This window comes from Stenotrophomonas sp. Bg11-02, assembly GCF_002836635.1.
GTDB classification, from domain to species: Bacteria; Pseudomonadota; Gammaproteobacteria; order Xanthomonadales; family Xanthomonadaceae; genus Stenotrophomonas; species Stenotrophomonas lacuserhaii.
On sequence record NZ_PJAY01000017.1, the window covers coordinates 1 to 2,919 of the forward strand.

Consider the following 2,919-nt stretch of genomic DNA (forward strand, 5'->3'; position numbering starts at 1 on the left):
CGACGAGAGCACCTACCGAGCTGCTGGCATGGGGCGAAGGCTGCGGATGTTCCGGCCGGCGTCGCTCGGGCCGAACGCAGCGCTGCTCAGCCTGCCCACCGTGCTGGCACGCGCGCGCCACTTGGCACGCAACGATCCGTGGATGGTCAGCGCTCTCAACAAGAGCGTGTCCAACGGCATCGCGACTGGCATCCAAGCCAAAGCCATTTGGGGTACGAAGGCCCACAAGGCCCAAGTCGCAGGCCTGTGGAAGCGCTGGGGGAAATACGCCGACGCTGACGGCGTGTTGGACTGGTCCGGGCTCCAGGCTTTGTCCTGGCGGGAATGGAAGGAGGCCGGCGAGGTGTTCGCGCGGATCCGGTTCCGTCGTCCGGAGGACGGGCTGCCCGTTCCGCTGCAGGTGCAGCTGATCGAGTCGGAACAGTGCCCGCAGCATTACTACGGCGTGGCCAGCAACGGCAACGCGATCCGCCAGGGCATCGAGTTCGATCGCATCGGTCGCCGTGTGGCGTACTGGATGTACCGCGAGCACCCCGGCGACTTCCATGTCGCGATCAACGGCAATGAACTGGTCCGCGTGCCAGCCGAGCAGGTCATGCACCTTTACCGGCCGAACCGCGCTGGTGCCATCCGGGGTGTGCCGACTTCCGCGCCAGCGCTGCTGCGGATGTTCAACCTGGACCGCCTCGATGACGCGGTGCTGGAACGACAGGCGATTGCCAACCTGTTCGCGGGCTTCTTCACCACGCCTGAGCCCCAAGAAGACGCTGAGGCAACGCCGCTGGGTGACCTGGCCACCGGTGATGATATCGACGGTACGCCGTTGGGCGGCCTCGAGCCGGCGACGATGCAGGAGCTGCCGCCGGGCTACAAGGTTGAGTTCGCCAATCCGCCCAGCGCCGGGTCCGACTACGCGGAGTTCCTGCGTGGACATCTGCTTGCGATCAGCGCGAGCCAGGACGTGCCCTACGAAGTGCTCACCGGCGACCTGCGCAACGTCTCCGATCGTGCCCTGCGCCTGATCCTCAACGAGTTCAGGCGGGTGATTGAGCAGGACCAGTGGCTCTACATGATCCCGATGTTCTGCCAGCGAGTGCGCGACGCCTTCTACGACCAGGCGGTGCTGTCAGGCCTGCTCCAGGTGCCAGGGTATGCCGAGCTGCGCGACGAAGTGACCGAAACCCTGTGGGTGCCGGAAGGCTGGCCGTGGAGCCACCCGGTGCAAGACGTGAGCGCAGAGCTGAAGGCTGTGCGGGCTGGCTTCAAATCGCGCTCCAAGGTGGTGCTGGGGGCCGGCGAGGATCCCGAGCAGGTGGACGAAGAGAACGAGGCCGATAACCAGCGGACCGATGACAAGGGCCTGATCTACGACAGCGACCCCCGCCGTACCAATGGCTCAGGCGCGCTGCAAGGCGCTGCGGAAGACAAAGGCGCCGCCGGCGCCGCAGACCCCAATGAGGAAGACGATGAACAGTAAGCCCGGCCTTCTGGCCCGTATCTTCGGCCGCGGCAGCCGCGCGCCGGTCGTGTCGTCGCTCGCGGCGGTCGCGCTCAACAGCCCGCTGCTGGTGCACCAGGTCCACGGCGAAGCCATCATCGGTGCCTACCTGACTGGCGAGGTCACCAGCGCTGACACCGAAATGCGCACCGAGCGTCTGGAGCTGCCTGACGCCGGCGACACCGTTGCGCCCGATCGCTCGCTGATCGGCGTCATCAACGTATCCGGCGCGCTGGTCAATCGTCCGATGCCCGGTCCCAGCGGTGCCGGCCCCATGAGCTACGCAGCTCTGCGCGCTACTTTCGACGAGCTGATCGAGGACGACCGGGTAGGCACCATCGTCCTACGTCTCGATTCGCCCGGCGGAATGGCCGCGGGCTGCTTCGACCTGGTGGATCACATCTACGCCGCCCGCGGTAAGAAGCCGATCTATGCACTGGTCGACGACAACGCGTATTCGGCCTGCTTCGCGCTGGCCACGGCCTGTGATGAGATCTGGATCAGCCGCACCGGCGGCGTCGGCTCGGTCGGCGTAGTGGCCTACCACTACGACTGGAGCGCAGCCGACGAACGCATGGGCCTGCGAGCGACGCCGATCTACGCGGGTTCCCGCAAGGTGGACCTTAGCCCGCACATGCCCCTGAGCGACGAGGCACGCGCCTCGGCGCAGGCCAACATTGATGCGCTTTACGGCATGTTCGTCGACACCGTGGCCCGCAACCTCAGCATCGATGCGGATGCGGTGCGTGCCACCGAGGCCGCGTGCTTCCAAGGGCAGGCGGCAGTCGATGCGGGCTTCGCCACGCGCCTTGGCACCTGGCACGACCTGCTGGCGCATGTCGGCGCTGAGGGAGCGCCAAGTTCTGCGGCGCCTGGTGATCCGGAGGCCGACGACGTCGAGGCATCTGCTGCAACCGTAGAGCCGGGGGCTGCGCTGGGTGACGCCGCGCCAGCAGGGCCGGAGACGGCTGCCACGACGGCATCCCCTGCGGCCGCATTGGCCAGCGCGGTTGCCGGCAGCGACCTGCCCTCGGATATCGGAATCGCTCTGATTCGCCGCGGCGTCAAAGGCGGGGAAGGGCAGAGGAAGCGCTTGCATACGCCGTCGCGGTGCAGGACGCATGCGCGGCCGCACTGCGGGACGGTGCTTCGCTTGCGCCGGGTTTCATCAAGGAGAACACCGATCTGGCGACGGTTCGCACGCAGCTGCTGTCCATGAAAGCCACGGAAGGCGAGAGCACCCAGATCGTGACCACCACGCCGGCGGCGGATGCCGCGAAACAGGCCAACCCGGCGAAGGCCCAGCTGGATCCCAACCACATCTATCAAATGCGAGCGAGGTAAAGAAACATGGAAATCAACCTGAAAGGCGTGCGCAACGCCGAGTTCCTGCTGTCGGAGGCAGGCGGCCAGCGGAGCCG

Annotated in this window: 3 protein-coding genes; all 3 read left to right on the forward strand. The window is 66.7% G+C overall.

Features of this window, described 5'->3' with window-relative positions:
• On the forward strand, positions 1–1,477 hold a 1,477-nt coding region (locus tag CXG43_RS01215; RefSeq protein ID WP_101098362.1), incomplete at its 5' end, for a phage portal protein.
• A complete protein-coding gene (locus CXG43_RS01220) occupies positions 1,467–2,717 on the forward strand; it encodes a S49 family peptidase (RefSeq protein ID WP_232767518.1) in 1,251 nt (416 codons plus the stop codon). The genes CXG43_RS01215 and CXG43_RS01220, both read left to right, overlap by 11 nt.
• Positions 2,714–2,842, forward strand: coding sequence for a hypothetical protein (locus CXG43_RS19530; protein ID WP_269801246.1), 129 nt, complete (start codon positions 2,714–2,716; stop codon positions 2,840–2,842). The genes CXG43_RS01220 and CXG43_RS19530 overlap by 4 nt, the downstream gene beginning before the upstream one ends.
• Positions 2,843–2,919: the final 77 nt, after the last annotated feature.